At 39.4% G+C, this 24,507-nt stretch carries 25 protein-coding genes; 21 read left to right on the top strand and 4 right to left on the bottom strand.

Features of this window, described 5'->3' with window-relative positions; genetic code table 11:
* Positions 1-192: 192 nt before the first annotated feature.
* The 6 genes from A2536_02175 (at position 193) to A2536_02200 (ending at position 5,122) form a co-directional block, all read left to right on the top strand.
* Positions 193-573 (top strand): hypothetical protein, encoded by a 381-nt coding sequence (locus A2536_02175; GenBank protein ID OGF47501.1) that lies wholly within the window; start codon positions 193-195, stop codon positions 571-573.
* A 253-nt stretch (positions 574-826) separates the two neighbouring features.
* Positions 827-2,014, top strand: coding sequence for an AAA family ATPase (locus A2536_02180; GenBank protein OGF47423.1), 1,188 nt, complete (start codon positions 827-829; stop codon positions 2,012-2,014).
* 151 nt (positions 2,015-2,165) lie between these two features.
* A complete protein-coding gene (locus A2536_02185) occupies positions 2,166-3,392 on the top strand; it encodes a hypothetical protein (protein OGF47424.1) in 1,227 nt (408 codons plus the stop codon).
* 8 nt (positions 3,393-3,400) lie between these two features.
* The gene (locus A2536_02190) at positions 3,401-4,360 is read left to right on the top strand and encodes a hypothetical protein (GenBank protein ID OGF47425.1); all 960 of its coding nucleotides are present in this window, start codon (positions 3,401-3,403) and stop codon (positions 4,358-4,360) included.
* Between the two features lie 73 nt (positions 4,361-4,433).
* Positions 4,434-4,673, top strand: coding sequence for a hypothetical protein (locus tag A2536_02195; GenBank protein ID OGF47426.1), 240 nt, complete (start codon positions 4,434-4,436; stop codon positions 4,671-4,673).
* A complete protein-coding gene (locus A2536_02200) occupies positions 4,670-5,122 on the top strand; it encodes a hypothetical protein (GenBank protein ID OGF47427.1) in 453 nt (150 codons plus the stop codon). Before A2536_02195 ends, A2536_02200 begins: the two co-directional genes overlap by 4 nt.
* A gap of 167 nt (positions 5,123-5,289) precedes the next feature.
* On the opposite strand, the gene A2536_02205 is transcribed toward A2536_02200, so the two are convergent.
* Complete coding sequence (locus A2536_02205; protein OGF47428.1) at positions 5,290-7,848, bottom strand: hypothetical protein; 2,559 nt, start codon at positions 7,846-7,848, stop codon at positions 5,290-5,292.
* 303 nt (positions 7,849-8,151) lie between these two features.
* Between A2536_02205 and A2536_02210 the strand changes: the two genes are divergently transcribed.
* From A2536_02210 to A2536_02265, 12 genes are all read left to right on the top strand, one after another.
* A complete protein-coding gene (locus tag A2536_02210) occupies positions 8,152-8,529 on the top strand; it encodes a hypothetical protein (GenBank protein OGF47502.1) in 378 nt (125 codons plus the stop codon).
* A gap of 146 nt (positions 8,530-8,675) precedes the next feature.
* Complete coding sequence (locus A2536_02215) at positions 8,676-9,374, top strand: hypothetical protein (GenBank protein OGF47429.1); 699 nt, start codon at positions 8,676-8,678, stop codon at positions 9,372-9,374.
* Between the two features lie 7 nt (positions 9,375-9,381).
* Positions 9,382-9,801: a hypothetical protein gene (locus A2536_02220; protein ID OGF47503.1), complete on the top strand. Its 420-nt coding sequence runs from the start codon at positions 9,382-9,384 to the stop codon at positions 9,799-9,801.
* 32 nt (positions 9,802-9,833) lie between these two features.
* A complete protein-coding gene (locus A2536_02225; protein ID OGF47430.1) occupies positions 9,834-11,141 on the top strand; it encodes a hypothetical protein in 1,308 nt (435 codons plus the stop codon).
* A 17-nt stretch (positions 11,142-11,158) separates the two neighbouring features.
* Positions 11,159-11,734 carry a hypothetical protein gene (locus A2536_02230; protein ID OGF47431.1) on the top strand — a complete coding sequence of 192 codons (576 nt, stop codon included), beginning with the start codon at positions 11,159-11,161 and terminating at the stop codon, positions 11,732-11,734.
* Entirely contained in the window at positions 11,734-12,996 is a 1,263-nt protein-coding gene (locus A2536_02235; protein OGF47432.1) for a hypothetical protein, read from the top strand. The genes A2536_02230 and A2536_02235 overlap by 1 nt, the downstream gene beginning before the upstream one ends.
* Entirely contained in the window at positions 12,993-14,132 is a 1,140-nt protein-coding gene (locus tag A2536_02240; GenBank protein OGF47433.1) for a hypothetical protein, read from the top strand. Before A2536_02235 ends, A2536_02240 begins: the two co-directional genes overlap by 4 nt.
* Before the next feature lie 67 nt (positions 14,133-14,199).
* Positions 14,200-14,412: a hypothetical protein gene (locus A2536_02245; GenBank protein ID OGF47434.1), complete on the top strand. Its 213-nt coding sequence runs from the start codon at positions 14,200-14,202 to the stop codon at positions 14,410-14,412.
* Positions 14,413-14,624: 212 nt separating this feature from the next.
* Positions 14,625-15,698 (top strand): hypothetical protein, encoded by a 1,074-nt coding sequence (locus A2536_02250; protein OGF47435.1) that lies wholly within the window; start codon positions 14,625-14,627, stop codon positions 15,696-15,698.
* A gap of 24 nt (positions 15,699-15,722) precedes the next feature.
* On the top strand, positions 15,723-16,286 hold the full coding sequence (locus tag A2536_02255) for an elongation factor P (GenBank protein ID OGF47436.1): 564 nt from the start codon (positions 15,723-15,725) through the stop codon (positions 16,284-16,286).
* A gap of 119 nt (positions 16,287-16,405) precedes the next feature.
* Positions 16,406-16,885 carry an acetyl-CoA carboxylase, biotin carboxyl carrier protein gene (locus tag A2536_02260; GenBank protein ID OGF47437.1) on the top strand — a complete coding sequence of 160 codons (480 nt, stop codon included), beginning with the start codon at positions 16,406-16,408 and terminating at the stop codon, positions 16,883-16,885.
* 138 nt (positions 16,886-17,023) lie between these two features.
* A complete protein-coding gene (locus A2536_02265) occupies positions 17,024-18,367 on the top strand; it encodes an acetyl-CoA carboxylase biotin carboxylase subunit (GenBank protein ID OGF47438.1) in 1,344 nt (447 codons plus the stop codon).
* A gap of 220 nt (positions 18,368-18,587) precedes the next feature.
* On the opposite strand, the gene A2536_02270 is transcribed toward A2536_02265, so the two are convergent.
* From A2536_02270 to A2536_02280, 3 genes are all read right to left on the bottom strand, one after another.
* Positions 18,588-18,788: a hypothetical protein gene (locus A2536_02270; protein ID OGF47439.1), complete on the bottom strand. Its 201-nt coding sequence runs from the start codon at positions 18,786-18,788 to the stop codon at positions 18,588-18,590.
* Positions 18,789-19,189: 401 nt separating this feature from the next.
* Complete coding sequence (locus A2536_02275; protein OGF47440.1) at positions 19,190-19,873, bottom strand: hypothetical protein; 684 nt, start codon at positions 19,871-19,873, stop codon at positions 19,190-19,192.
* A 42-nt stretch (positions 19,874-19,915) separates the two neighbouring features.
* A complete protein-coding gene (locus A2536_02280; protein ID OGF47441.1) occupies positions 19,916-20,950 on the bottom strand; it encodes a mechanosensitive ion channel protein MscS in 1,035 nt (344 codons plus the stop codon).
* 247 nt (positions 20,951-21,197) lie between these two features.
* On the opposite strand from A2536_02280, the gene A2536_02285 reads away from it, so the two are divergent.
* The 3 genes from A2536_02285 to A2536_02295 all read left to right on the top strand — a co-directional run bounded on the left by A2536_02285 (position 21,198) and on the right by A2536_02295 (position 24,497).
* On the top strand, positions 21,198-22,151 hold the full coding sequence (locus A2536_02285; GenBank protein OGF47442.1) for a hypothetical protein: 954 nt from the start codon (positions 21,198-21,200) through the stop codon (positions 22,149-22,151).
* Positions 22,127-22,312 (top strand): hypothetical protein, encoded by a 186-nt coding sequence (locus tag A2536_02290; GenBank protein OGF47443.1) that lies wholly within the window; start codon positions 22,127-22,129, stop codon positions 22,310-22,312. Before A2536_02285 ends, A2536_02290 begins: the two co-directional genes overlap by 25 nt.
* 193 nt (positions 22,313-22,505) lie before the next feature.
* A complete protein-coding gene (locus A2536_02295) occupies positions 22,506-24,497 on the top strand; it encodes an amino acid transporter (GenBank protein ID OGF47504.1) in 1,992 nt (663 codons plus the stop codon).
* Positions 24,498-24,507: the final 10 nt, after the last annotated feature.

The raw sequence follows: 24,507 nt of genomic DNA on the forward strand, positions 1-24,507 counted from the left end.
AGATACTTCTTGAAACGTTAATATTACCATTCCTGCGCAGGCAGGAATCCAGTTTGGTTTCGCAGAATTCGAAAGCCGGAGGGTTCGAGGTGTTGAACTTCTTTTGCTGGCAATAATTTTCATGGTATTCAGGATGCTGTTGCTTAAATAAATTGGGGAGAAGGTGAAAAATAAGTGGAAATATTAATTGAAATACTTGTATGGATAGTCTGGTTCTTGAGCGATGGCGTTGTGCAGGCTATTTTAGAAATAATATTTGAAATAGGTATCAGAAGTTTGCCGGGATCTTACAGAAGAAGTGAACCAATAAATCCGGTTTTAGCGGGGATTGGGTATTTGATTCTCGGTGCGGGAGCCGGCGGACTGAGTTTACTTATACCAAAGATGTTTACAATTCCGGAGTGGCTCAGGATTGTTAATCTGATAGTTACTCCGATAGCATGCGGGTTTATCATGGTGAAAATCGGACAATTCAGAGCCCGCCGCGGCGACCGCCCCATAAGGATAGACACCTTTATCTTTGGCTACCTTTTCGCCCTGGCCCTCGCCCTAGTCCGCTTTATCTGGCGATAATTTAACTTGTTCCGCTGTACTCCAAATGGAGTACAATTGTACTCAGTTTGGAGTACGGTACCAGAAATTAAAACATTCGATAGTGGGACAGGCACGTGCCTGTCCCACTTATTATAGTTTTAAGTACGGTTCGGGATTTAAAATCCTAAAACATATAAATACCTTCCATTATTAAGGATAATAACTGCTTGACTTTACTCAGTATATTGAGTAAAATTACTCAGTATATTGAGTTAAATATGGAGGGCGTAATATGTATAAAAGAGCGGTAATCAAAGAGATAATTAAAAGGGTTAATGAGAAGAGACGGTTCATTCAGGTGTTGTCCGGACCGAGGCAAACGGGGAAAACTACTATTGCGAAGCAAATTTCGGAAAGCATTGCGTTTCCGGCTTTTTATATTACGGCGGACGGACAAGGGGTCAGTGACAGCTCGTGGTTGATGCAGGAGTGGGAAATAATCAGGTCTAAACTTAATTCGAAAACTAAAAATATTCTTCTCATTATCGATGAAATACAAAAGATTGAAAACTGGTCGGAAACAGTTAAAAAAATGTGGGATGAAGATACGGTAAAAACCAGGGATATCAGGGTTATGCTTCTTGGCTCGTCAAGATTGCTTTTACATAAGGGGCTTACTGAAAGTCTTGCGGGTAGATTCGAAATAATACCGGTATTTCACTGGTCATATGGGGAAATGAAAGAAGCTTTTGGGTTTGGAATTAATGAGTATATATTTTTTGGCGGATATCCGGGCGGGGCGGATTTAATAAAGGATGAAGAACGCTGGTCACACTACGTCCGCGAGTCGCTCATTGAGACAACTGTAGCAAAAGATATTCTAATGCTGGAGCGTGTTAACAAGCCGGCGCTTCTAAAAAGATTATTTGAACTTGGTTGTTTATATTCAGGGCAGCCGCTTTCTTATCAGAAGATGCTGGGACAGCTTCAGGATGCGGGAAATACCACAACTCTCGCTCACTACCTTGAGCTTCTTGAATCGGCAGGACTGCTTATGGGAGTTCAAAAATATGCCGGCGAGAAAGTCAGGCAGAGAGGCTCGACGCCAAAACTTCAGGTTTTGAATACAGGGCTTATGGCAGCAATGCAAAAACAATCATTTAAAGAGGTGATGCAGGACTCTGAGTTTTGGGGACATTTTGTAGAATCAAGTATCGGCGCTTCTCTTTCGAACGGAATAAAAGGAAAAAATATTGAACTCTTTTACTGGGCAAGTTCTCACGTCGAAGTGGATTTTGTGCTGGCGGGAAAGGGTAAAATCGTTGCCATAGAAGTTAAGAGCGGGAGAAAGAGAACTGCCTTACCCGGTCTGGAACAGTTTAATAAAGCCTTTAAACCGTTAAAACTTCTGGTTGTAGGTACGGGCGGAATAGCTCTTGAGCAATTCCTTTTGACCCCTGCAGAAAAATGGCTCGAATGATTTTAAAAAGAACAAAAAGCAAGACAGTCTCTTTTCGCTTGTAAATAACAGTAAATACTTCTTGCTATTATTATTTGAAATATGTAAAATAAGTTTAACATACTTCGCGAGAGAAAACATACTGACATTAGTGCGCGATAGGGGTGGAAAAATGAAAAAATTATTGTTAATCCTCTTGTTTCCGGTTTTTATTTTTGCGGATTGGAGTCCGTCAGGACTTTCCGGAAGTACTATTAGTATGATAGCCATAGATCCTTCCAATAATAATATTGTTTATGCAGTTTCTAATTATTTATATAAAACATCAGATGCCGGTATTTCCTGGGTTCAGGTCGGGGGCGGGACAATATACTATGTTTATGACATAGAGATTAAGAGTGATGGTACAGTTTATGTGACTTGTCCGGGAGGTTTGTATAAAAGTGCTGACGGAGGTTTGACCTGGAGTTTGCTGAATGGAGCTTTAGCGGGTAGAATAGCTTTGACTTCAACAAATACAATAATTGCCACAAGTAATTTATACTCTACTGTATTAATGATAAGTACTGATGGCGGATCTTTATGGGGGACAAAAGCTCTTCCTGATTCTTCGTACGACCTAAAATGCCATGGCAGCACTATATATGCTACGTATTTTCATATTTGTGCGAAGAGCACAGATATGGGGACAACATTTATAACTATTGGCAATGATTCAATGCCCGGGTTTCCTGCTCATCTTCATTATGGAAAAATGGCTTTTGCAGGGAATAATATATTTATAGCAAATTCGGAAGACATGGATGGGAGCAGCTTGGGTATCTATTTCTATGATGCCGGGTCGGGACTATGGTATGAAAGAAATACCGGTTTATTGAACCGGATGACCACATCTATCACTTATACGGAACAAAGCGAATTGTATGTCGGTACTACCGGCGGCGGTGTTTTAAAATCTGTCAATAATGGGAGCTCCTGGACCCAGGAAATAACAGGTCTTACCGATTATAATATTAATGCTCTGGATAGTTGTGCTTCAGCAGTGTATGCCGGTACAAATTCCGGTATTTTCAAGCTGACTCTTTCCGGAACTACGCAATCCCAGGGGGCTAGTATTACTCTTAAACCTATAAATAATGTATTTAATCCGGATAAAACGGAAACTTGCACAATAAATTGGTCTCTTACAGTTGACGCGACGGCAAGTTTGTATATATACAATCTTAAAGGTGAACTTGTCAATACATTTGTAAACGGGGATTCAAAAGTTGCAGGGTCTTATCAGAGTATTTGGGACGGGAAAGATTCTAACGGGAGTGTTGTTTCCAGCGGAATTTATCTTGTATATCTTAAAGCAGGCGGAAAAAGCACATGGAAAAAAATAGCTATAGTAAGATAATAACATTTTTGTTTTTATTGGCTGCGATCGGACAATGCGGTCTTACCTCCACAGGTCCGGTTCTCTTAAAAGAGAATTTTGGAGCAAGAGCGCAGGGTATGGGGGATGCTTATGTTGCGGAAGGAAAGGATGCGTTTGGCATGCAATACAATCCTGCTTTGCTTGCTTATGTCCCCGGAAGCACCATTTCTGCCTTGTATATGGGCGGGTTGGCAGATAACTACTCCGGTTTTATAGGTTATGTTCACGCGCCTAAATATGATTCATTTTTTGGAAAGTCAAAAGATCTGGTCTTCGGCGCGAGTCTTTCCACCTTGCAGGGCGGCAGTATGGAAGTTTTTGGTATTGACGGCACGACCACTGTGGTAAATTCGGAATCGGATTTTCTTTTAACTGTCTCCGCTGCTTTGAATTTGAATAGTCCTCTGTCTCTCGGTGTAACAGCGAAATACTTCAACTCAAGTCTGGTCGGACAATATTCCGGCAGTGCTTTGGCAGCTGATATAGGCGCGATTTATGATTTAGGCGTAATTCTTAATGATCTCTTTGCGGGTGTTGCTCTGCAAAATATAGGGACAAACATCAGATATGTCAGCGCGGAAGAGCTGCTCCCGGTGTATTTAAGGTTTGGATTTGGTTACAAATATGTTTTTGAAGATAAAAGTACACTGGCTTCCGGTTTTGAAATTGACCGGATTTTTGGGGAAAGATTCTGCTTTAGCTTTGGAATAGAATACCAGCTTCAAAGTGTATTTGTCAGGGCAGGGTATAAAGCAGGGTATGATCTCGGCGGTATTTCAATTGGGCTCGGGTATAAATATGACTCTTTTCAGGTTGACTATGGCATTGGGTTTTCAGGTGAATTCAACGGCAGTTATGGAAAGATATCTTTGAGTTATGCTCTGGATACTATGGAACAAAACAAACCCCGCAAAACAAAATATACTCCCAATAGAATATTAAAGTGAAACTCCACGCCTCTCACGGACGTGGCGTCTTCTTTACTGGGGCTATACGCCCAAGCCAAAGGAGTATCCTCCTTTGGAATCCTCTTGTGAGAGGAAACTATTCATTATATGCGGTTTTTTCATCCACGGGCTTATGCCAGTGGTTTTCAAAACCGCCTGCACAATAAAAATAATAAGAAGTCAAGCAGATGAGTGTTTTTTTAAAAAGGGACAGGTTCATAACGCCTGTTCCTTTTTTTTATATTTTGTCCGTGCAAGGTTTTTGTGGTATAATTTATCTGTTACAAAAGAAAATCAAGGAGAAAATAGATGAGCAATATTGCAACGTATGTGTTAGGGAATTTCTTTGATAAGATTACAATGCCTAAAAATATTAAAACGGGATTGATAACGGCGCTTACGGTTACAGTCATTAGTCAGTTGCTTATATTTTATGTGTTTGTAGCGGCGCGGGTTAATCCGGCGGACTCATATATAGAGGCGTTTACGGCTCTTTTTAACTGTTCGGATTGCGGGATTATTGCACTTTGGGAGATGCTTATTACTGCCATTGGGTTACTACTCCTTCATTTTAAAGTTCTTGTTTTTATTCTAAGTATTTTGGTGCTTGCCGGTGGAATATTTATAATAAAGATTATCCCGGATGAGTGGTATGAAGTGGGTGATCTCTTTGCGCTGCTTCTTATAATAGGAGCGCAGGCAGGGATCATCGGACTTGCACTTTTTGAGATATTGCCGTATGTGATTGGGAATTATAACTGAAAAACCGTTACACGTTGCAAGTTACTCACGGGAAAAGATGTTTAAAGGGGAATAGATATCATCTGTTGTATTAAATACCTGCAAGTTAGTTGTCAACTTCCGTCGAATTTTGATTATATTTCTCTTACGTTAGCAACTTTGAAACGTATAACGTGCAACCTCTTCGTCTACTTCTTCAACTGGGGGATTACTGACAGGGCGAAATTGTTTTTTGGGTCTATTGAAAGGATTTTATTGCATATCTTCAGGGCTTCGTCTTTTCTGCCGGTTGAATAACAGACTTTTACAAGGTTGACATACCCTTCTATGAATTTTGGATTTACCTCCACTGCTTTCAAAAACATCTTTTCACCCTGAGTTGTGTTGTTTAATTTCAAGTAGGCAATTCCCATGTTGTTATAGGCGTTCTCTCCTGCCGGGTTAATTTTTAAAGCTTCTGTGTAATATTGAATTGACTCCGAAGGTTTTCCGTTATTTATATAAAGGTTTGCAAAACCCATATAAAGTTCATATGAACCTCCAAAGGACAGCCCCTTTTTGTAAGCAGCTTCTGCTTCCGCTATTTTCCCGATCTTAATATAAGACATTCCGAGCCCGTTGTAATTTACGGATTTTTCGTTAATAGAACTTATCCTTAAATAGGTATTTACCGCTTCGGCGGCATCTCCGGCGTTAAAACAGGCTCCTGCGTAGTTGTTCAAATATTGCAGTTCGTTTTTATCAAGAGAAACTGCTTTTTGATAGGCCAAAAGCGCGGATTTAAGGTTTCCTGTCCGTTCCAGGGCCACACCGTAATTATTCCATGCTTCGGGAGAGTGAGGATCAATCTCAACTGATTTTTTTGCTTTTTCAAAAGCATCAGAAGCGTTTCCGCTTTCCTGGCTGGATACCCCGAGCATATTCTGGATCTGTTCATCATCTTCTCCGTACTTATTGGCCTCCTTAAAATGTTCTTCAGCTTCTTTTTGTTTACCGTGAACCTTAAGATATTCCCCGAAGAAGTAATGATACTGCGCTATTATTCCTTTAACCATTGTATCTTTATAGATCTTATCATCGGAAATACCGCGAAAAGACAGCTCGGAATAATCAAATTCGTTTAATTTCCCGGTTTTCTTCATTACTTTGAAAAGGAGACCCGAGGGAAGTGCTTTGTATTCCCTGCTTAATACAGTATAGATATCTCTATGCAGGTGACTGCCTAATACAAAGCATACAGGCTTTCCTGAAGTTAAAAGATAATTCTTAATATAATTCAAACGGTTCAAATAATCGGTTGCGGGTATTTTTTTTAAAGCAAAGTCGTTATTCCTTAAGAGTAATCCGTAATCATCATAAATAATGTATTCCGGAGTTTTTTTCTCCACCATCGTAAGGTAGGTTGTGGAAAAAGCTGTGTTATCTCCGGCCACCAGAAGGATGCCCTGCTTTTCCGCGGATTTGAGGAGATTAATACCGTAATCATAAGCAAAAAAGTTTTTGCTCCGGTCGGAATAAAAATAATTTGAATAAGTACAAAACACCGTAAGACCGGTAAGACCGGCAAGTAAAGCGGTGTTCCAGAACTTCGGCAGTTTACAGTAGATCTCCGCTGTTCCAAATACGGCAAAAATGATCAGGACCATATAAGCAGGAACAAAGAAAACCTCAACCATGTATAAGTTAATAGCGTTCATAGTAAAATTACTCATTAAGGTTAAGCCGAAAATCAGGAACAGGAAGATCAGGATAAATGCAAAAAAATAATCCTTTCTTTTTCTGTAAATATAAAACAGTCCCGGTATTGCCAGGAGACAGGGCAGGATAGTGAACTGGAGGGACATGTTTTTAAATAACCAGGCGGCTTGCCCTGAGAATATTTCAAAAGAACGCGTTTTTTCGCTTACCGTGCCGTATTGACCTCTGAAAATGTGATGAAACAGATTTGCAAAGTTGGAAGGATCTCCCCAGTTCATGGGTGGATCCGCTTTTGCCCGGATAAAAAGATAGAGATAAATAAACACAGCCGTTAATAAAGAAACAGCAAGGGTTGAACATATTGTTTTCAGGCTCTTTGCTTCTTGATCTTTTTTTAATTCTATATAATAGCAGCCAAAAAGAAGTAAAGCCACCGGCGCGAAAGTGTTATGGTTTGCGAGTCCGAGTCCCGAGATAATCCCGATCACTATAAAATTTCTTTTCTTAATAATTAATAAAAGAACGGCTAATATAAGTAATACATTAAGCGTATAAAGTCCGCCTTTTGCTTGAACACTCTGGGACCAAAAGGTTCTGGAAAAAGCAAAAACAAGCACAAACAAAAGGGAAATGATTTCAAAAATATGGTCTTTGTAATTTGCATGAAACAGTGTTTTTAAAGATTTCAGGAGTAAAAAAAGGACGGAACAGGCAATTGCTGCAAACAATCCGGCGAGAAGGTTTACCCTGAAAGCAATTCCGCCAACAGGGATAAAGGTCATAAGCTTTGATACAATTATGTAAAGCGGATATCCCGGCGGGTGCGGTATACCGAGAGTATAAGCCGCCGCTATTATCTCTCCGCTGTCGCCTACATAAATAGTAGGGCAAGCTGTAAGCAAAAAGAAGAATGAAGTCAAAATAAATATTAAAGGTGTTGCTTTTTTAAAAATATAGTGTAGCGTAAAAATGTGCTGTTCTACTTTTCCACTTGAGGCGGTACAATCAGTGGAATCCTGTAGTTCTGTAATCGGTGGAATCTTTTTCATTAGTACAGTTTATTGAATTTACCTTGAAAAGTCAAACGTTTTTACCCTGAAAATCCATGCAATGTAAACAATTATTGATAGAATTCTGTCTAAAACTGGTATTGTTTTATCCGTCATTTGAATTGTTTAATTTAACAAAATGCTGACAAATTAATGATATATTTTCTCTTGCGTATGTGACGGAATAAAATGGTATAATCTAATATGAGAATATTGAAAAGCATACTTAAAATCCCTGTACGTATAATCCTGTACATTGTGCTTGTTGTGTCTATTGTAGCTTTTCCCCCTCTGGCAAGAAAAATGCTTGCCGGACAGGAGGAGAATATCAATAAAATCCTTGTGTTAAAAGATAAAAAGCTGTTTGTTGAGGTTGCCGATACTGAGGAAAAAAGAATAGCAGGCTTAATGTTCAGAGAAAAGCTTGAGGGAAATTCCGGGATGCTGTTTGTTTTTGAAAAATCCGCAAAAACCTCATTTTGGATGTTTAATACTACTATTCCTTTATCCATTGCCTTCATAGATGAAAAGGGAATAATTCTCAATATAGAAGATATGAAACCAAAAGATTTGACCCCTGTTTCTTCCAAGTACAAAGTCCTCTACGCCTTAGAGGTGAATAAAGGTTGGTTTGAGGCAAATGATATTAAAATAGGGGATGTTGTAAAAGGGATCAAGTAATTAAGTCAATAAAAGTCTGTAAAAGTCCATAATGTCCATAAAAGTGAGTGCTGGTTGACAAAAGTTAAATTTAAATGTATTATTGATGTGTGTTAATTTAAAAAATGCTTTAAATATATGATAGATTTCATTAAAGGGGGTCGTTTATGCCGGAAAACTTAAGTTTGTTTCAATCTTTGTTTAAGAATATTTGGGCGTTGCTTACAGTTCTGGTTCTTATTGGTCTTTCTTTCATATCTATATATTACATAGTAGAAAGATATTTAAGATATAAAGCTGCTAAGATAAATGTGAACATGTTTATTAATAAATTAAGAAGAACTCTCAGGAAGGACGGGAAATTTGATAAAACAGCTATTCCTCAGGCTATAGATGTCTGCAAAGAGACACCGAGTCCGGTTGCTTCTGTAGTGCGAGCCGCTCTAGCAAGATATCCTGCCACAAAAGAAGATACAGAAGAAGCAATGAAGAAAACTGCCCTTGAAGAAATTTCTAAACTGGAACAAAATATAGTGGTTATCGGAACTATCGGTAATGTTGCTCCCTTTATTGGTTTACTCGGCACGGTTATAGGTGTTACTCAGGCTTTTATGAAACTTTCCGATCAAGGCGGCGCAGGCGGGGTCGGGGTTGTCGGTCCCGGCATCGCTCAGGCCTTAATTGCAACCATTGTCGGGCTTTTTGTCGCTATCCCTTCTGTTGCCGCATATAATTATTTTGTAAAAAAAATAGATGATTTCACTACTGATATTACTATAAGCTCCATGGAAATTATCAGTCTTTTAACCGCGAAAGACATGGAACGCGTAAAATGGGAAGAGATGCTTAAAGAGGTAAGGAGGTAGAGACTTGCTGGATCTTAAAAGTAAAAGAAGAAAAATATTTTCGGAAATTAATATTACACCGCTTACCGACGTTGCTCTTGTACTTCTCATTATTTTTATGATTGCGGCTCCGATGATCGTCCAGTCCGGAATAAAAGTAAAATTACCGGGGGCTGTTTCTTCCGATGTTACACCGGAAAAAAATATAGTACTTACTGTCGGCGGTGACGGGAAAATATATCTGGGCAACCAGGAATTGATGCTAAAGGATTTGTATGAGCCTCTGGCGGCGCTTCTTGCCGTAAGCAAAGCAAAAATTGTAATAATAAACGCGGATAAGAGTGTTGCGCATGGTATCGTTATTTCCGTAATGGATGCGGCGAGACAGGCTGGAGCGGAAAAACTCTTTGAATCCACAGAACATAAAAAGCCGGAATGGAGAAAGTAATCATTAAAGATCTTCTTAGGGGATTTTAAAAAATGGCAATGGACAAGATAGCAAAAATATCGCTGGCTTTTAGTCTTGTAGAACATATCTTCTTTTTAGGTATTGTAGGTGTTGTAGTTTCTATTCCTGCGGCAAAGGTTATTCCTCTCATTGAAATTAACCTTATGAATACCCGTGCTTTTAACGATATGCTGTCTTCTCCGCTTTCTTCCGGAAGAGGAAAGAATGCAACCCCGGAAAAAAACTCGGTTAGCCCCAACATAACAGTTCCTGATCCCGGCAAACTTTTGCCGCCTTCAGAGGTGGGCTCTACGATGGAAGGCAGCCTTACTTCGACGCTTGATATAGTCGGCTCGGGAGTTGCTGAAAATGTCAGATTTTCCGGCGGTAAAATTTCAGGGTTCACTTTCACGGGAACCGGTATTGTCACGGCAAAACCTGACAATGTTTTTATCCAGTTTATGATAAAGTCAGGGCCCATGGTAACTTTAAGAGCTGCTGAAATAGAATCCGGGCGTAAGGTAGATTTTCTGACGTATAATTTAGGCAGGCTTTTTAAAATAAAGAAGGAAAGTTTTAAGTCTTACGGCTTTCAACCGGAAATAATACAACAGACAATGAGACAGGCTAAGACCCTGAAAAGGCGGGATGATGATGGTAATGTAATTGAGCGTGTGCAGCAAAGGTATAATATTACAAAGTATGTTGTGGTTAATGATCTTAAAAATAAAAAATTTGAAGATATTTGTGAGATTTTAGACAAAGCAATTGATTATGGCGCGGTTGCAATAGCGAATATACCAAAAGAGGCTGCGTCAGATACCTCTTCAGGGGATAAAGATACGCAGAATAAAAAAGATAGCGGCTCCTCGTCGCAAACAAGTAAAGTCCAACCCGGTGATAATTCCGTATCGTCAGAGAAGACTTTAGGTGCCGGTGATACAAGAATGAGTGCGGTTAAAGGGGCTTCAAAACTTAAATTTAAATCGGATACTAAAAATCCATCCAATCAAATGATTAATTATCATTTTAATGAAGTAACTCTGGGAAATCTTATCAAAGGCGCAAAAGACGAGGCATATAAAGAAGCCAAAGATAAGGTCGCAAGGATTAAAGCTGTTCTGAAATTTAAAGAAAGTGAAATGGATATTGGTTTTGAAGAGGATATTGGTATTACTTCTGATGAAGAAGGTGCTGTTACTATCAAAGTTGATGTGACTGCGGCCCTCGAAAAACCTAAAGTAACTTTATATCAGTATAAGCCTGAAGAAAATGCTGATAAAGGGAAAAAGAATACTTTTCCTGCCGGCAAAAAAGGCGCAAGTGATTCTGAAGAGTAAAAACAATGGGAGAAACTATGTCTATTTATGAAACTATTTTAAAAAGACGCACTATTAGAAAGTTTAAACAGGCAGCAATTCCCGATTTAGTTCTGGAAAAGCTTGTAAATGCGGGGCATGTTTCGCCTTCAGGCGGTAACATGCAGCCTCTGGAGTATATAATAGTGAGGAACCAGGAGCTTCTCGAAGCTGTTTTTAAACATTTGAAATGGGCGGCGTATATAGTTCCGGAGGGAGTCCCGAAAGAAAATGAAAAACCGGCAGCCTATATTATTATAATTGCAAATAAAAATACCGGCTCCACCAGTACTTCATATGATTTAGGAGCTGCGGCAATGTCAATTCTTCTGACTGCCTGGGAAGACGGTCTGGGCGGCTGCTGGATCAAAGCATTTGATAAGTCCGGTCTTAAAAAGCTTCTTGGAGTTTCTGATATTTTTGAAGTGGATTCGGTTATTGCGCTCGGGTATAGAGATGAGGCGCCTGTAAGGGAAGAAAGTGATACGGAGATAAAGTACTGGAAAGACCCAAAAGGTGTTATGCATGTTCCAAAAAAACGCGTGCGGACCGTAACACATTGGGAACAATTTTGATGAGAAAGAAAATAGCTATTCTCGGCGGAGGCCTTGCGGGTCTCTCCGCCGCTTTTCATTTAAAGAAGCTCAAAAAAGATTTTATTATTTTTGAAAAAGAAGAAAAAACAGGGGGTCTTTCCGCTTCATTTATCGTAAATAAATTCTCCTTCGATTATACCGGTCATTTTTTGCATTTTAAGAGTAATTACGGTAAAGCACTTGTTTCCCGCCTGTTGAAAAAGAATTTAAAGCTCCATTACAGAAAAGCGGTCGTGTATATTTCCGGGGAATATGTGCCGTATCCTTTTCAGGTGAATTATTTTAAATTAAAGAATAAATCAATAGCCGCTGAATGCGAAAAAGGCCTTTTAAAAATAAAATCTTTAAAGAAAAAGAAGCACTTTAAAACATTCAAGGAATGGATTCTTGGCACAACAGGGGAAGGCATTGCCAAACATTTTATGCTGCCTTATAATGAAAAACTCTATAAATCAGGTCTGAATAAGCTTCTCCCGTCAGGCCCGATAACCTATATCCCGGATATAAAGGAAAAGAAAAAGGTATATGGTTACAATAAGGAGTTTTATTATCCGAAAGAAGGAGGAATTGAGGCACTTTCAAAAGCTATTAGCGGGGAGGTGTTCACCCGGATATTATTTAACTCCAAGGTAACAGGACTGGACGGGGAAACCGTAAATTTCAACGGCCATAGGGGTGTTTCTATGTTTGATTCGGTAATTTCGACAATTCCTTTACCGGAACTTATTCCGATTATTAAAAATGTGCCGGAGAATGTTTTAAGGGCGGCTAAAAAGCTTAAATATGTTTCTGTTTTTGCTTTAAACCTTGGAATAGGAAGGCAGTCCGTTAATAAAAATCACTGGATATATTTTGCTGATCCGAAAATAAGTTTTTACAGGGTCGGTTTTTATTCTAATGTTTCAAAAAAACTTTGTCCTCCTTACACCTCTTCACTTTACGCGGAAGTTTCAATAAAACAGGGCGAAGAGTTTGACGGGAAGAAGCTTGCCGAAAGAATTAAAAAAGACCTTATTAAAACAGGGATACTTTCGAAACATGACAGTATTATCGCGGAACAACCGCTTTTCATTAAATACGCTTATGTGGTTTTTGATCTTAACTATTATAAAAATATGGCAATAATAAATAGATATTTAAAAAAGAAGAAAATAGCTTCTATCGGCCGGTACGGATCCTGGAATTATTCAGCGATGGAAGATGCTCTTCTGGACGGTAAGACCGCAGCGGGTATGGTATGAAAAAGAACGTATTGCATATAATAACAAAACTGGAGTTGGGTGGAGCCCAGCAGAATACATTATACTCCGTAAAAACACACAACCGGGAGAAGTTTAATGTATTTCTTATTGCCGGAACAGAAGGTGTCCTTGTTGATGATGCAAAAAAAATAGAAAATCTTAAAAAATATTTTCTTCCGGAGTTAAAACATGAGCTCTCGCTTTACTATGATCTTAAGTGTCTTTTTATCTTGAAAAAAATATTCAAGGAAGAGAAGATAGATATAGTTCACACACACAGCTCGAAGGCCGGTATCCTCGGGCGGTTTGCCGCGAAGCTTGCGGGTGTTTCCGTCATAATCCATACCGTACACGGTTTTTCCTTTAATGATTTCCAAAGTTTCCTGAAGCGCTCTTTGTATGTGTTTCTTGAAAGATTTGCCGCAAAAGTGACGGACAAGATGATAGTGGTAACAAAAGTCGATATAGAAAAAGGACTTAAAGCAAGGGTCGGAAAAAGCTCTCAATACACTGTAATAAGAAGCGGTTTTGACCTTTCCGAGTTCACAACTCCGAGGGATCTTTCTTCTATCAGGAAGGAGTTTAACATCGGGAAGGATACTAAAACCGTCGGTATGGTTGCCTGCCTGAAGCCCCAGAAAAATCCGGCGGATTTTGTAAGGATTGCCGCTCTCCTCAAGGAAAAACATCCGGGTGCAAAATACTTTATTGTCGGTGACGGGGAGAAGCGCGCCGAGGTGGAAAAACTTATAGCGGAAAATAATTTAAAAAATGATATAATTTTAACCGGCTGGCGGAAAGATGTGGCGGAGTTTATTCAATTGTTTAATGTGGTAGTGCTTACTTCCCTCTGGGAAGGACTTCCCCGCGTATTGCCGCAAGCGATGTGCGCCAAAAAACCTATAGTTGCAACTGCTGTTGACGGCTCCAAAGAAGCCGTCGTTGACGGAGTTAACGGATATCTGGTTACACCGAAAGATTATAAAACAGCCGCTGAAAAAATAAGCGTTCTTCTTCTCGATGAAAAGTTGAGAAAGAAACTCGGAGAAAACGGATATAGCAGGGTCGGAGAATGGGACCAGGACAGAATGATAGATGCCATAGAATCCCTATACGAGAGGGCAGAGGGCGGATGATTAGAGGGTTAGATGTTTGGATGATTGGCAAGAATAGACATTAGGCGACGAAAGAATAGAGGAGCAAATGTTTTACAAATATTTAGCCATAATTGTAGGTGCTGCTTCCGCTGCTACCGGGTTTTATTTTATCGATAAAGCGCGTGGTTACTTCATCGAGTCTTTTGTTGATTATTTTCTTTATTTTATGCACAGCTTTGCAAGTATATTTATTTTTGTTGTCGGGATTGTTACTGCGTTAATAACTTTAAGCGAAACGCTGGAAAAGAAAAAAAGATAATAAGTACTGTTTTTCTTTTACTGCATAGGAAAGTATACCCTTAGGGCACAAGTAAAATACTTTCCTATCTCGGCTTGATTTGCTTCACAAATCAGAGCAGCTGGGACTGCGAAAATTGCCTGATAATAGTGATAAAAGTCATCGATGAAGGCGATTTTCTTGGCCGGCTTTTACCTTGTAAACGTCATAAACCCAAGGACAAAAGGACTTTTATGCAACGGATAGATAAACTCAGAGAAGTTCTGTTACGAAAAAGACTGGATGGTTTATTAGTAACGAGTCCTGTTAATAATAATTATCTTAGTTCTTTTACGGGCTCTACGGCTGCTATTCTTCTTACGCAAAAGAATGCGCTTTTTGTTACAGATTCCAGATATACCGAACAGGCCAAGAAAGAATTAAGCGGCGGCTTTGAACTAAAAGAAATAAAATCCTCAAAAGAGTATTATCAGTCTTTCCTCGAATTAGTAAAAAAAGACGGAATAAAAACTCTTGGTGTTGAAGCAAAACAAATGACCATTTCGCAATATGAAGTATTAAAAAAGTACCTATCCAAGGTGAAAATCTCTTTTGAGCCCTCATTAATAGAGAGCTTGAGAGAAACGAAAGATGATGAGGAGATTAATAAGATCAGAAAGGCTGTGGAGATTGCCGAAACGGCGTTCAAACGTACCCTTAAAAAGCTAAAACCGGATATTTTGGAGATTGAACTTGCTGCTGAACTGGAATATAACATGAGACTTGAAGGTTCGGAAAGACAGGCTTTTTCTACTATAATAGCTTCAGGAGAAAGAGGTGCTATGCCTCACGGACTGGCTTCGAGAAAGAGAATAAATAAAGGTGAACTGATAGTCATGGATTTTGGGGCTGTTTACAAGGGATATTGTTCTGACTTGACAAGAACAGTCGGATTGGGTATAATAAACGGACAAAAAAGAAAGCACTATAAAGTGGTTTATGAAGCCCAGCAAAAGGCGGTTTCTACTATCAAAAGTGGAGTAAACCTGTCCGTTCCGGACAAAAAAGCGAGAAATTACCTGAAAAATAACGGAATGGATAAGTATTTTACCCACGGGTTAGGCCATGGAATAGGGCTTAATGTTCATGAAAACCCGTCAATTGGGAGTAGAATAAAAGGTATTTTTAAGGCGGGTATGGTGGTAACTGTTGAACCCGGTGTTTATTACAGCGGAGAATACGGCATACGTATTGAAAATGATGTAATTGTAAATGAAAAGGGCTGTGAAATCCTTGGAGCTGATCAACGAAGGTTAGTGGTCCTGTAGTATATTTCAGGGGGTAAAATTATAATGATAGATTCTAGTGATTTAAAGAGGGGCGTACTCCTGGATCTGGACGGGGTTATATTTGAAGTTGTTGACTATTCCAGGCACAAACCGGGTAAAGGTGCCACTAACATAAAGACCAGAATCAGAAATGTTAAACTGGATACTACAATAGAAAAAACATTTGATGCCAGCATGAAGCTTAAACTTGCGGATGTTGAGCAGAAAGATATGCAGTTCCTCTATAAAGACGGAGGAAATTATGTTTTTATGGATACTGAGAGTTTTGAACAGCAGTTTTTTACTCCTGCTGCTCTCGGTAGTTCGGTAAAATTTCTTAAAGAGAATATGGTGATTTACGCTTTGTTGCATAAAGGTGAACCTATAGGTGTGCAGCTTCCTAATGCGGTAGACCTTAAAATAGTTGAGACCGTTCCGGGGATTAAAGGTGATACGGTTACCGGAGGTTCAAAGCCTGCTACACTTGAAACCGGCGCGGTTGTTCAGGTGCCTCTTTTTGTTTTAGAGGGGGAAACTGTAAAAATAGATACGAGGACCGGGGAATACCTGGAAAGAGTACAAAAATAATTTTAATGAACAAGGTTTTTCTGTTTATCAGTACCATTAATTTCAGGTTCATGGCCTTGCCCCCGAAGGAATTGAATGGTGCAGGGTCTGTAGAATCTATTTAGGAAAACGGAGGGAAAATGAATACAAAAGAGATTAAAGAGCTTATTGATTTACTAAAGGGGAGCGATGTCTCCGAAATAGAAATTGAAAGAGAAGGAATAAAAATTAAGATCAAAAAAGGTGCTTCCGGTGCGGTTGTTACTCCGGTTATGACAGCACCACAGTCGATTGTCCATATGCCTGCAGTTCAGCAAGCCGCTATTCCTGCACCTTCTGCTCCTGCTGCAGCGTCAGTACCTGCTTCCGCAAAATCGCTTGGAAGCACTATTAATTCCCCAATGGTCGGGACCTTTTACAAAGCACCTTCTCCTGAATCTGTTCCTTTTATCAAAGAAGGCGATATTATAAAGGAAGGTCAGACTGTTTGCATTATTGAAGCGATGAAGCTTATGAATGAGCTAAAGTCTGAAACAAAAGGCAGGATAACTAAAATACTGGTGGAAAATGGTCAGGCCGTGGAATTTGGACAGCCATTATTCGTTGTTGAACCAGCCTAAGATTACTTCCCCTTCTAAATAAGGGGAAGGTACGGATGGGGATCATAAAAGCTTTTATAAATAAAAATAATATCCCCACCTTAATCCTCCCCTTATCTCGAAAGGGAGGAGAATATAATGTAAGGAGTACAAAATATAATGTTTAAGAAAATATTAATAGCAAATAGAGGCGAAATAGCCCTTCGAATTATCAGAACCTGTAAAGAGATGGGTATTCGCACTGTAGCAGTGTATTCTAAAGCGGATGAGAGTTCGCTATATGTAAAACAGGCTGATGAAAGTGTTTGTATTGGTCCGGCTCAGTCCAGTAAAAGTTACCTTAGCATTCCCAATCTTATATCGGCAGCAGAAATAACGGATGCGGAAGCCATACATCCCGGTTATGGTTTTTTGGCTGAGAATGCGCATTTTGCGGAGATTTGCAGAGACTGCTCTATAAAGTTTATAGGCCCGTCTCCTGAGGCCATAAAAAAACTTGGCGATAAAGTGTACGCAAAAGATACAATGAGAAAAGCAGGAGTTGCCGTAGTTCCCGGTAGTGAAGGTGTGGTTGTAAATGATCAGGAAGCCTTAAAGATTGCAAAAAAAATAGGATATCCGGTTATAGTAAAAGCCAGTGCAGGCGGCGGCGGAAGAGGCATGCGGGTAGCCCATAATGATGTTTCATTGGTTAACGGGTTTCTTACTGCGCGTGCGGAAGCCGAATCAGCTTTCGGCAATCCGGCAGTATATATAGAGAAATATATAGAGGAACCAAGGCATGTGGAGTTTCAATTCTTAGGGGATGAATATGGAGATGTTGCTCATCTCGGAGAAAGAGATTGCACAGTTCAAAGAAAGCATCAAAAACTTATAGAAGAGGCTCCTTCTCCTGCTATGAATCCGAAATTAAGGGAAGAAATGGGAAGAGCTGTGATTAAAGGGGCCAAAGCAGTAAATTACTCAAATGCCGGTACCATGGAATTTCTTCTGGATAAATACAATAAATATTATTTCATGGAAGTTAATACCAGAATACAGGTGGAGCATGGTGTTACCGAAACAGTGATGGGGGTAGATCTAATTAAAGAACAGATTAAGATTGCATTTGGAGAAAGGTTATCTTTGCCAAAAAAAGAATTACATTTCAGGGGTCATGCTATTGAATGCCGGATAAATGCTGAAGATTCCGAGAAGGGGTTTTTGCCGTCTCCGGGAAAAGTTACACAGTTTATAGTTCCGGGAGGTATAGGAATCAGATTGGATACCCAGGTATATGCCGGTTACAGTATTCCGCCTTTTTATGATTCCATGATAGCAAAACTCATTTCCCATGGTAATAATAGGACGGAAGCGATAGACAGAATGGCGAGAGCCCTTGATGAATTTGTAATAGAAGGAATAAAAACTACAATTCCGTTTCATAAGAAAGTAATGATGAACTCTTCTTTCAGGAGAGGCGAGTTTAATACGAGTTTTGTCGAAACCTTTCTGGGAAAGTAAAACTCCACACCCTTACGAGGCTGTGCCAAAAGTCTGAAATATTTTACAGATACCAAAACATATTGTAGTTGCTCGATTTATAGAGCTTACCAATTGCGCCTGATTAATCAGGCAACTACCTTTTGGCACAGCCTCTTACGCCAGTGGTTTTCAAAACCGCCTGCACAATAAGCCATTATTATGAAGAACAGTAATGCCTCTGCAAATACTCCCGGTATTGTCAGGATCTCAGAGGATGCCATAGCCGCGATAGCTGCAAAATATTAAAAAAATAGCTTTTTGTTTGACTTAAAGAAAGTTCCGCCTGACAGGTTGTTTGTTTTCCCTTCTGAATTTTCCAATGAAGACTATGCAAAAAACAGCCATAAATAAAAAAACCGGTGACTTTTGTCATCGGTTTTTTTATCGGGCCGGCTGACATTCCTATTCGGTACTCAAGGGGTGAAACGGAATGCCATGATAGGGAGTAAATGACCGGCCCGGTTTTTTATGATTTCAAAAAGCTCTGTTATTATAAAAGAACAATAATCCTTAGATTTTTACTGCCACTTCACCCCTGCTTCTCTTTTAACATCCTTTCTCTTTCTTGCATCAATTATCCTGCAAGCTCTTTCTTTAAGTTATTATAACAGATAATATTTGCTAGTTCAATAGCAAATATTATCCTGCGGTAACCACGTCAGTCAGGGGTAGTTCTTGTAGTCGTAAGCTTTAGCTTGCGTAATTTCGCAGGCTAAAGCCTGCGACTACTTAACGTCTATTTAATATTGAAAAACACATGAATTTACTTGATTTATGCTTGGTTATTCTGTGAATACTGTATTATTTAATTAGAATATATTTCAAGTTATCAATTTTTTGGCTTCTCTTATCAGTGTTGAAAGACGTACCTGTTGAAGCTTTTTTATTGACAGATGATTTTAGCTGGTTCTTGGAAAAGTCAATAACTATAAGGTCTTTAAAAGCTCCCTCGCTTTTTAAAATGCCGCCGCTAATTACAGTTTTTGCCGAAGAAAGCTCCGTTACTTTAGCTTTTTCGATAAATTGATATGGTATGGTTTCTTTGCCGCTAATTATGGAAAGAATACCATTTACAGATAAATTCTCGTGTTTTTTCAGCGGAGAATCGTAGGTTATTGTAAGTTTTGCAGAATAAAATAATTTATTGGACAGTTCAATTTCAAAGTAAGCGGCATTTTTATATGCATTGTTATAGATCTCTGAAAGTGTTTTGCCTGTGATAGTTTTCTTGTTTTTATCGTAATATTTGAATCGGATATCTCCTATGGCTTTTTCCATAATAAAAACTGTACCGCTTGACTTGTCAAATTTAATTTTATTTGATTTTAGTATGAAATTATTCAGAGATGGAGATGAAAGTTCAGCCGAGAATTTTATTAATTCAATACAATTCAGGGCGTTAGCCTGGGCCTGCGGAACTGTCAGGCCAAAAGAAACTCCCGTGAACATTACCAGCAAAAGTGTAAGAAACATAAAATTTTTCATGGACACCTCCGTGTCAAAAATAAGTCAGATTTTATTTTTATTCTATTCCTTCTTTAAATACACTGTGGAAGTAGGAAAAGGTGTTTCAATTCCATCCTCTTTAAATCTAACAAGAAGCCGTTTTAAAAACTCATGTTTTATCAGAAATTGATCGGCAAACTCTTTTACCATTAAGCCTACTCCAAGTTTTATACCAAAATCCGCAAGTTCTGCAACCCGGGCTGCGGGTTTGTGTCCGGGAACACCTCCTGTTACTGTATTCATTACGTCTGTTCCTATTTCTACTATTGCTTTTTCGGCCTTTGGAATATCACTTCCATAGGAAACTGTAATAGTTATACCTACCGCCATTTCTTTTGTGGGAGCATGAAAGTTTGTAACAATGCTTGTAGCCAGTTTCGAGTTAGGAAGTACTATGTAATTATTTGGCAGAGTCTTAAGAGTGGTATTTCTCCAGGTTATATCAGAAACATAACCTTCTTCCCCGGAATTAAGCTTGATATAATCTCCCGGTTTGATCTGTCTTGAGGCTAAAACCTGTATCCCCGAAAAAAGATTTGAGAGAGTATCCTGTAAAGCAAGAGCCACGGCCAAACCTCCAACTCCAAGTGCCGTGAGTATAGGAGTTACTGAAATACCCAAAGACTGAAGTATTACAAGGCCTCCGAGGCTGAACATTACTACTTTTGTTATATTGGCAAATATTGAAGTAGAAGGCATGTTGCCTTCGGCTTTTTTAGTATAAAGTCCGATAAAGCCTACTGCTATTTTAGAAAGAATTATAGTTGTGAAAAAAATAGCAAGAGCCATTAATATTTTATTGATGTTTCCTTCTATTTTTTCGGAAAGAGGAAGGTAAAGAGCTGCAAAGTAAATTCCGGGGAGAAGAATAAGCATTGTTACCCACGTATTAAGGGCTTCGATTATAATATCATCACCTTCCCATGTGGTTTTTTCCGCAAGTTTTTTAAGTCTTGCCAATATTACTTTTTCCACTGTAAAACCTGCACCGAGGGATCCTAAAATAATACCCATGGCTTTTAAACCTGTCTTTATTGTTTGTTCGTCCAAAGTCATAATCAGCTCCTGTTGATTAATATTGCAAACAGCAAGATAATATCAGAATTATTCTTGAAAAGCAAGGTAAATGGCTCGTTTTCAACTGTTGAAAATGCTTTGTCCTACATATATAATCTATGAACCGTAAAGAAATGACAAAGGATCCGCCTAAAGGCGAGATCTCTCCAAAATAATTTTGGAGGACAATATAAGGTATATATATTAAACTTCAATATTTTACAATTATTTTTTGAAAGGAGGATAAATGACACCAAGAGAGAAATTTATAAAAGCACTAAAAAGAGAGCCTGTTACCGGAAGAGTCCCGCATTTTGAACTTGTATTTTTCCTTACGATGGAGGCTTTTGGGAAAGTCCATCCTTCTCATAGATCTTATCATCAATGGGATCAGATGAAGGAAGCTGAAAGACATTTTCATAGGGAAGATATGGCTGACGTTTATATTCGGACAGCTGAAAAATACGAGCATAGTGCGATTCTTATTCATGAAAATCCGGGTACCGAGGATGAGAGACGTAAAATGGCGGAAATTATCCGCAATAGATCGGGTGATAAATATTTTCTTATGGCTTCGGGTGATGCGACCTATAGTCTCCCTCAGGGAGACCGGATGCTTGAGTTTAGCTACCGGCTTGCTGATGAGCCTGAGAAAGTAAAGCTTGAAGCGGATATGAAAGTTAATGAAGCACTTAAAAAAGCAGAAGCATTGGCAAAGGCAAAAGGCGCGCTTGACGGATTTGCTCTATGCTCTGATTATTGTCTTAATTCAGGACCGTTCCTCAGTCCTTCACAGTTCTCTGAATTTGTCGCCCCGTATCTAAAAAAACTTATTAAAGGTTACCGGGATCTGGGATTTTACACCATAAAACATACTGACGGGAATATAATGCCTATAATTGAGCAGCTCGTTGATGCAAATCCTGATGCCTTGCATTCTATAGATCCTCAGGCGGGTGTGGATATAGCAAAAGTCAAAAAGTTGTACGGAGATAAGATCTGTCTTATAGGTAATGTAAATTGCGGCTTGATGGACAGCGGAACTGATGAACAAACAATAGAATCCGCCCGTTACGCCTTAAAACATGGAATGCCCGGCGGCGGATATATTTTCTCGACCAGTAATTGTGTGTATACCGGGATGGAATTAAAGCGATATGAGTTGATTCTTGATGTTTGGAAAAAAGAAGGAAACTATTAGGGACAGCAAGGGAAGCAAGAACAGCAAATAAAGCAAGTAAAGAAAGAGAAGAAAGAGAAGGAAGAAGCTTGAGCAGCGCTTTTAGCTGCGAAATCCGCCGATGCTTTATGGCGGAAAGAGAAGCAGGTAAAGGAAAAGAAGAAAGAGAAGGAGTAGCTTGAGCAGCGCTTTTAGCTGCGAAATCCGCCGACGCTTTATGGCGGAAAGGGCAGGAAGAGAAGAAAAATATTAGGTAAAGCAGATAAAGAGTAGAATTAATATAAAAAATTAATGGAGACATGCTAGTTTATTGGAACCGCATCGTGTGTCAGTGGAATCGTTTTTAAAAATAAAAGGAATTTAATGGCGAAAATAATGATACCGAAAGATAACCCCGAAGATAAACTCGGGATGTTATTAAAAATAAGGCGGATGGTAATAGGCAAAGCGAAAGATCCCCAGGATAGCAAGATCTTTCATAGCCTGGCTCTTGCTGCTATACTTGCTTGGGTAGGCCTCGGGTCTGACGGGCTTTCTTCTTCCTGCTACGGCCCGGCGGAAGCCTTTTTTGCTCTCGGAAGCCATACTTATCTGGCACTCATTGTAGCCTGCATTACGGCTGTAACCATATTTATTATAAGTGCTTCGTATTCTCAGATCATTGAGCTTTTTCCTTATGGCGGCGGCGGGTATGTGGTTGCTACAAAGCTTTTAACTCCTACGCTCGGGATGATCTCCGGTTCCGCTCTTTTGATAGACTATGTACTTACTATTACTCTCTCAATTGCCGCGGGATCTGATGCATTATTTAGTTTTTTCCCTTCCTACAGTCATTACACTCTTTGGTTCTCTGTTTTTGCTTTAATAGTTATGATAGTCTTGAATTTAAGAGGCGTTAAAGAATCGGTTAAACTCCTGCTTCCTATATTTGTTGTCTTTATGCTTATGCATGTGGGTACGATACTTTATATTTTGATAACTCATGTGAGTAATCTTGGAGGAGTCGTTTCAAATACTGTAGCAGATGTAAAAGATTCGGTAGCAAGTATGGGTGTTATGGCCGTTATTGCTTTAGTTATGAGATCTTACAGTCTGGGTGCGGGAACTTATACGGGGTTGGAAGCGGTCAGTAACGGTATGTCAATTTTACGCGAACCAAAAGTAAAAACCGCAAAACGTGTTATGTCTTATATGGCAATTTCACTTGCCTTCGTAGTATTCGGAATAATGTTTGCGTATCTTCTTTATGAAGTAAAGATCACAGAGGGCTTGACCTTAAACGCCGTGCTTTTTGCAAAAGTATTCGGAGCCGGTACTTTGGGAAAAACACTTCTGTTTATAACTCTCCTTTCCGAGGCTGCTCTTTTGTTTGTTGCGGCGCAGACAGGCTTTTTAGGCGGGCCCGGAGTAATGTCCAATATGGCGGCCGACAGATGGTTCCCTACCAAGTTTCAGATATTAAGCGACAGATTGGTGACACAAAACGGCGTTTTGCTTATGGGAATGGCGGCGATTGTACTTCTTGTCGTTACCAAAGGCAAGGTGAGTTATCTTGTCGTGCTTTACTCGATAAATGTTTTTATTACTTTTGTTCTTTCCCAGCTTGGGATGGTAATTCACTGGTGGAGAGAAAGAAAAGTAGAAAAAAAATGGAGGAGAAAACTTGCAATAAACGGGCTGGCATTTCTTCTTACCCTGTCTATTCTAATATCCGTCATCTGGCTGAAATTCGGGGAAGGCGGTTGGATAACAATATTAATTACCGGTTCTTTAATCGCTGTCGTAATGACGATCAAACATCATTATAAAAAGACCTCTTTGATACTGAAACGTCTTGACAGCCTGGTTCTCTCGGTCATGCCTGAAACGATCAGAGAGCTTAAGGAAGAGGATAAACCAAAGTATAACCCGAAAAGCAAAACAGCGGTTGTGCTGGTCTCGGGTTTTAACGGAGTGGGACTGCATACACTATTAAATATCTTCAGGATATTCTCCGGTGTTTATAAAAACTTTGTAATTGTCCAGGTCGGGGTTGTTGATTCCGGCGCTTTTAAAGGCGCGGGAGCTATTGAAAGCCTGCAGGAACATATTAAGGCGGATGTGGACAAATATGTCAACTATATTCAAAGCCGCGGATATTTTGCCGAAGGTATCTGCCTGATCGGAGTAGATGTTGTTCAAGAAATTTCTGACGGAGCGCAGGAAATACTGAAGAAATACCCCAACGCAAATTTCTTCGGAGGCCAGCTGGTTTTCCCCGAAGAGATAGTCTTTACCCGATGGCTTCACAATTACACAGTTTTCGCCATACAGCGCAGATTCTATTACCAAGGAATCCCGATTATTTTACTCCCTATACGTTTGTAGTATAAGTGTT

The organism is Candidatus Firestonebacteria bacterium RIFOXYD2_FULL_39_29 (assembly GCA_001778375.1).
Taxonomy (GTDB): Bacteria; Oederibacteriota; D2-FULL-39-29; order D2-FULL-39-29; family D2-FULL-39-29; genus D2-FULL-39-29.

Coding starts and splice junctions, on each gene's coding strand:
- A2536_02180 (OGF47423.1), top strand. CDS start 827: ATGTATAAAAGAGCGGTAATCAAAGAGATAATTAAAAGGGTTAATGAG.
- A2536_02185 (OGF47424.1), top strand. CDS start 2,166: ATGAAAAAATTATTGTTAATCCTCTTGTTTCCGGTTTTTATTTTTGCG.
- A2536_02200 (OGF47427.1), top strand. CDS start 4,670: ATGAGCAATATTGCAACGTATGTGTTAGGGAATTTCTTTGATAAGATT.
- A2536_02205 (OGF47428.1), bottom strand. CDS start 7,848: ATGAAAAAGATTCCACCGATTACAGAACTACAGGATTCCACTGATTGT.
- A2536_02210 (OGF47502.1), top strand. CDS start 8,152: ATGCTTGCCGGACAGGAGGAGAATATCAATAAAATCCTTGTGTTAAAA.
- A2536_02215 (OGF47429.1), top strand. CDS start 8,676: ATGCCGGAAAACTTAAGTTTGTTTCAATCTTTGTTTAAGAATATTTGG.
- A2536_02225 (OGF47430.1), top strand. CDS start 9,834: ATGGCAATGGACAAGATAGCAAAAATATCGCTGGCTTTTAGTCTTGTA.
- A2536_02230 (OGF47431.1), top strand. CDS start 11,159: ATGTCTATTTATGAAACTATTTTAAAAAGACGCACTATTAGAAAGTTT.
- A2536_02235 (OGF47432.1), top strand. CDS start 11,734: ATGAGAAAGAAAATAGCTATTCTCGGCGGAGGCCTTGCGGGTCTCTCC.
- A2536_02240 (OGF47433.1), top strand. CDS start 12,993: ATGAAAAAGAACGTATTGCATATAATAACAAAACTGGAGTTGGGTGGA.
- A2536_02245 (OGF47434.1), top strand. CDS start 14,200: ATGTTTTACAAATATTTAGCCATAATTGTAGGTGCTGCTTCCGCTGCT.
- A2536_02250 (OGF47435.1), top strand. CDS start 14,625: ATGCAACGGATAGATAAACTCAGAGAAGTTCTGTTACGAAAAAGACTG.
- A2536_02255 (OGF47436.1), top strand. CDS start 15,723: ATGATAGATTCTAGTGATTTAAAGAGGGGCGTACTCCTGGATCTGGAC.
- A2536_02260 (OGF47437.1), top strand. CDS start 16,406: ATGAATACAAAAGAGATTAAAGAGCTTATTGATTTACTAAAGGGGAGC.
- A2536_02265 (OGF47438.1), top strand. CDS start 17,024: ATGTTTAAGAAAATATTAATAGCAAATAGAGGCGAAATAGCCCTTCGA.
- A2536_02270 (OGF47439.1), bottom strand. CDS start 18,788: ATGTCAGCCGGCCCGATAAAAAAACCGATGACAAAAGTCACCGGTTTT.
- A2536_02275 (OGF47440.1), bottom strand. CDS start 19,873: ATGAAAAATTTTATGTTTCTTACACTTTTGCTGGTAATGTTCACGGGA.
- A2536_02280 (OGF47441.1), bottom strand. CDS start 20,950: ATGACTTTGGACGAACAAACAATAAAGACAGGTTTAAAAGCCATGGGT.
- A2536_02285 (OGF47442.1), top strand. CDS start 21,198: ATGACACCAAGAGAGAAATTTATAAAAGCACTAAAAAGAGAGCCTGTT.
- A2536_02295 (OGF47504.1), top strand. CDS start 22,506: ATGATACCGAAAGATAACCCCGAAGATAAACTCGGGATGTTATTAAAA.